The sequence below is a fragment of the Siminovitchia jepli genome, from assembly GCF_047228825.1.
Classification (GTDB): domain Bacteria; phylum Bacillota; class Bacilli; order Bacillales; family Bacillaceae_C; genus Siminovitchia.
Window position 1 is genome coordinate 1 of record NZ_JBFEGN010000161.1, and the last position, 3,458, is coordinate 3,458.

At 36.7% G+C, this 3,458-nt stretch carries 3 protein-coding genes; all 3 read right to left on the minus strand.

The features are described from left to right. Positions 1–97: 97 nt before the first annotated feature. From AB1L08_RS21855 to AB1L08_RS21865, 3 genes are read right to left on the minus strand one after another with little or no spacing between them, the layout of a single operon-like run. On the minus strand, positions 98–1,117 hold the full coding sequence (locus tag AB1L08_RS21855; RefSeq protein ID WP_413066699.1) for a site-specific integrase: 1,020 nt from the start codon (positions 1,115–1,117) through the stop codon (positions 98–100). Further along, a complete protein-coding gene (locus AB1L08_RS21860; protein WP_413066701.1) occupies positions 1,114–2,067 on the minus strand; it encodes a tyrosine-type recombinase/integrase in 954 nt (317 codons plus the stop codon). The genes AB1L08_RS21855 and AB1L08_RS21860 overlap by 4 nt, the downstream gene beginning before the upstream one ends. Next, positions 2,067–3,317, minus strand: coding sequence for a site-specific integrase (locus tag AB1L08_RS21865; RefSeq protein ID WP_413066700.1), 1,251 nt, complete (start codon positions 3,315–3,317; stop codon positions 2,067–2,069). Before AB1L08_RS21865 ends, AB1L08_RS21860 begins: the two co-directional genes overlap by 1 nt. Positions 3,318–3,458: the final 141 nt, after the last annotated feature.

The following is a 3,458-nucleotide window of genomic DNA, read 5'->3' on the forward strand; positions in this document are numbered from 1 at the left end:
GGTTATGTATAGTAAAATAAAATGTAAAGTAAATCCTTTTTCTTTAGCTAAGTTCTAGTTGTATGCAAGATTTACTTTACATTATGAGGGATAATATTTATCTGTTAAAACTCTTTAACCATGTAAGCAGGTCCTCATTTTTCTCCCACATTGGCTCTTCAGTAGGTGTTACATCTACATATGCCTTTTCAATGGCCTCACGTTTTTGTTTTGAATCTGTTTTGGCATAAATCTCTGTTATTTGAACGGAACTATGTCCAAGGAAATCTCTTATATACACGAGATTTACTCCTGACTGAAGCATATGCATTGCTTTTGAATGCCTAAGGCAATGACAAGTAAATGCGTCCGGTATTAATGTTTTATTTTCCTCCCGTGCGGAATTTACATATTTGCTTAAAATATAATTGATCCCTGCCCGTGTTAACTTTTCCTGTCTCTTATTAAAAAAGAGGGGGTATAAATTGGCAGAGGTTCGCAGTAGACCTTGTTCTTCCATATATTGCTTCAATATTTTAACTGTCGGCTCCATTAAAGGCACGATCCTCGCCTTATTTCCTTTTCCAATAAGTTTCACGGTGTAAGGTTTATCAAATCTAACCATTGACGGTGTTAAATCAATGATCTCCTGTACCCTTGCGCCAGTATCGTATAATAGCGTCAGTAATGTAAGATCCCTTCTGCCGCCTGATTTATTTAGATCTGGCATGTCTAACAGAAGCTTGATTCCATCAAGTGTTAAGTAATTGACCGTTTTCTTTTCGGTTTTTTTAACAGGTATGGACAGCACCTTCTGCCACTCTGATAGGTTTTCGGGATTCTGATATTGAAGGTATCTAAAAAAAGAATGCAAGGCGGCCAATCTTACATTTCTTGTTGAAATACTACATTTGCGGTCATGCTCTGTCCAATCCAAATATTCAATGACTATATTTTTTGTTATCATGTCCAAAGTCAATTGTTCTGCGGAAATTTCTTTCTCGTCTTTTAAAAAACGGAGAAAAAGAATAAAGGTATCTCTATAAGAAGCAACAGTGTTTTGGCTTGCGCCGATTTCACCTGGCAAAAACTTCGATAAAAAGCCTGTTAGATAATACGAAAAGTCCGTTGGTCTCATGGTAATCCCACCTCCGGAAATACAAAAGAACAAATGCTGTTTACATCTTGTATCAATTCAGGGTACATTTCTGATGTTAACCTAACATATTTATCCGTGGCTTCTAAAGAATTATGTCCAAGGTACTTGGATAGAATCGGAAGAGAATAGTATAAGTCTAGTCCCTTACGTGACATTTCCGCTAATGAATGTACACTGAACGAATGTCTGAAGTCATGAACACGGGGGCCTTTTCCTTTACCACCGTGGGAAATGCCGGCTTTCCAAAGAATCTTTCGAAACCATCTATATATTGTGTTCGGTGAGTAGGGACGACCATCCTTTTGTGAGAAATAATAAATACTAGGCTTGCGTACTGACAGATATATTGTCTTATATTGAGTACAAACGGTTGTAAGGGAATCTGACATTGGGAGAATACGGTCACATCCATTTTTTGTTTCTCGAATGATAATAAAACCTTTTTCCAGGTTTACATCATCATGCTTCAAATTAACTGCTTCACTTACTCTTAAGCCACATCCATAAATTAAACGGAAAATAACGGGAAGAATATACTGCATGGAAGACTGACGTGTAACCTCTGTGGTATCACATGCAGTAAAAAAGGATTCAAGTTCAACTTTTGCAAAAATATAAGGTGTAAAAGTAGTTTTATAGCCTTTTATCTGCCTTGGAATATATGAATGATAACCCAACTCATTTAAATAAATGGAAAAGTTAATAATGGTATTTACCCTTTTGTATCTATTAACATTTGACTCGTTCGGACGCTTTTCTCCCCACTTTCTAGCCAGTTCTTTTGTAAGACCAATAGATGCAGCTTTTTCATTGATTGTAAATTCGTCAAACATTTTGAACATGTAAGTGTCTGTAAAGGCATAGCCCAGACTCCTTTTAAATGCTATATATTGCTCAATAAGGGAGGCGTTGACACCATAAAATTCCATCAACCAATCACCTCCTGGTAATGGGGCGATTGCAATGGCAGAACATCAAGAGCGCATTGCCGCAAGGAATCCAAGTCTATTCTAAGGTATGCTTTTGTACTTTCAGTATTTGTATGGCCAAGAACTTCCGATATAACAGGAAGGGGAGTCTTCTTTTCCAAAAGAATTCCTGCAAGACTATGACGCAAGGCATGAGGTCCATGTTTCTTATTGGCAATATTATCTATACCGGCTCGTTTTAAATAGAAAGAAACAATACTATGCAGGGTGGGTTCTTCGAGCTTATCATACGGTTGTGAAGCTCGGATGAAAATGTATGGAAGATCCGATACAGGTCTACCATACTTAAGATAATCAATAATCGCGTTTCCGACTTCGGTTAAAAGTGGAAGCTCAATTTTTTCTTGTGTCTTCTTCTGAATTAAATGAATGGTGTTGGTTTCCCAGTGAATATTTTCAAATTTAAGTCTGCAAATATCTGAAGCTCGCAATCCAAGCCTTGCCGCCAGTAAGATCATGGCTACATCTCTTTTTCCTTTTGGATTACCTCTGTCTACAGCACTTATAAGACGTTCAACTTCATCTTTTGTATAAACTGTCGGAAGATGGGCTTCCTTCCTGTAACTGCTTTTTGGCACAAGATAGGCTAAATCATGTTCCGCATATTGGTTTTCGAATAAATACCTGAGAAAACATCTTATAGTACAAAGTGTACAGTGGATAGTGGATTTGGAATAGAAACCCAAGGTGTGAATAAATCCCAAGATATGCTTCTTATTCATATCCGCAAGCAATAAAACTTGATTTGAATTCAAATAGCCCAAAAACCTATGAAGATATAATTTATGGTTATTGATTGTATCTTCGGATGCCCCACTTAATTTCCTATCATTTAAATATTGCAATATTACACCGCCGATTTCGCCTTTAAACTCATAAAATTTCAGCTTTGACCTAAATCTAACCGTACCGGTGGTTAGAAATTCGGTAAGTATATTTGCGCTGCGAATCAGATCTTTTTCTCTCTTGCAAAGGTCTGAATAGTTTTTACTCCCAAGTACACTTCTTATGAATTCATCACCCACAATTGCATTATAGGACTCGGTGTAGAGACCATCCATAAAATGCTTAATCAGATCCCAACCCTTTTGAAGAGTTCCGATTCTTGCCTTGGAGTATGACAGACTATTAAGATATTTCTCGACTGCTGATGTAAGCTCCTGGTATGACTGCAGTTTTTCATTTTGCATCACTTAAGACCTCCAATATTTTATTAGGCAGATGCCTAACTTAAATATTGGTGATAATGTAAAGTAAAACAAGAAGAATCTTTGGCAATTTAAGAATAGACACAGTTAATTTACATAACTATTTACTATACATAACCCTTA

Coding starts and splice junctions, on each gene's coding strand:
- AB1L08_RS21855 (WP_413066699.1), bottom strand. CDS start 1,117: ATGAGACCAACGGACTTTTCGTATTATCTAACAGGCTTTTTATCGAAG.
- AB1L08_RS21860 (WP_413066701.1), bottom strand. CDS start 2,067: ATGGAATTTTATGGTGTCAACGCCTCCCTTATTGAGCAATATATAGCA.
- AB1L08_RS21865 (WP_413066700.1), bottom strand. CDS start 3,317: ATGCAAAATGAAAAACTGCAGTCATACCAGGAGCTTACATCAGCAGTC.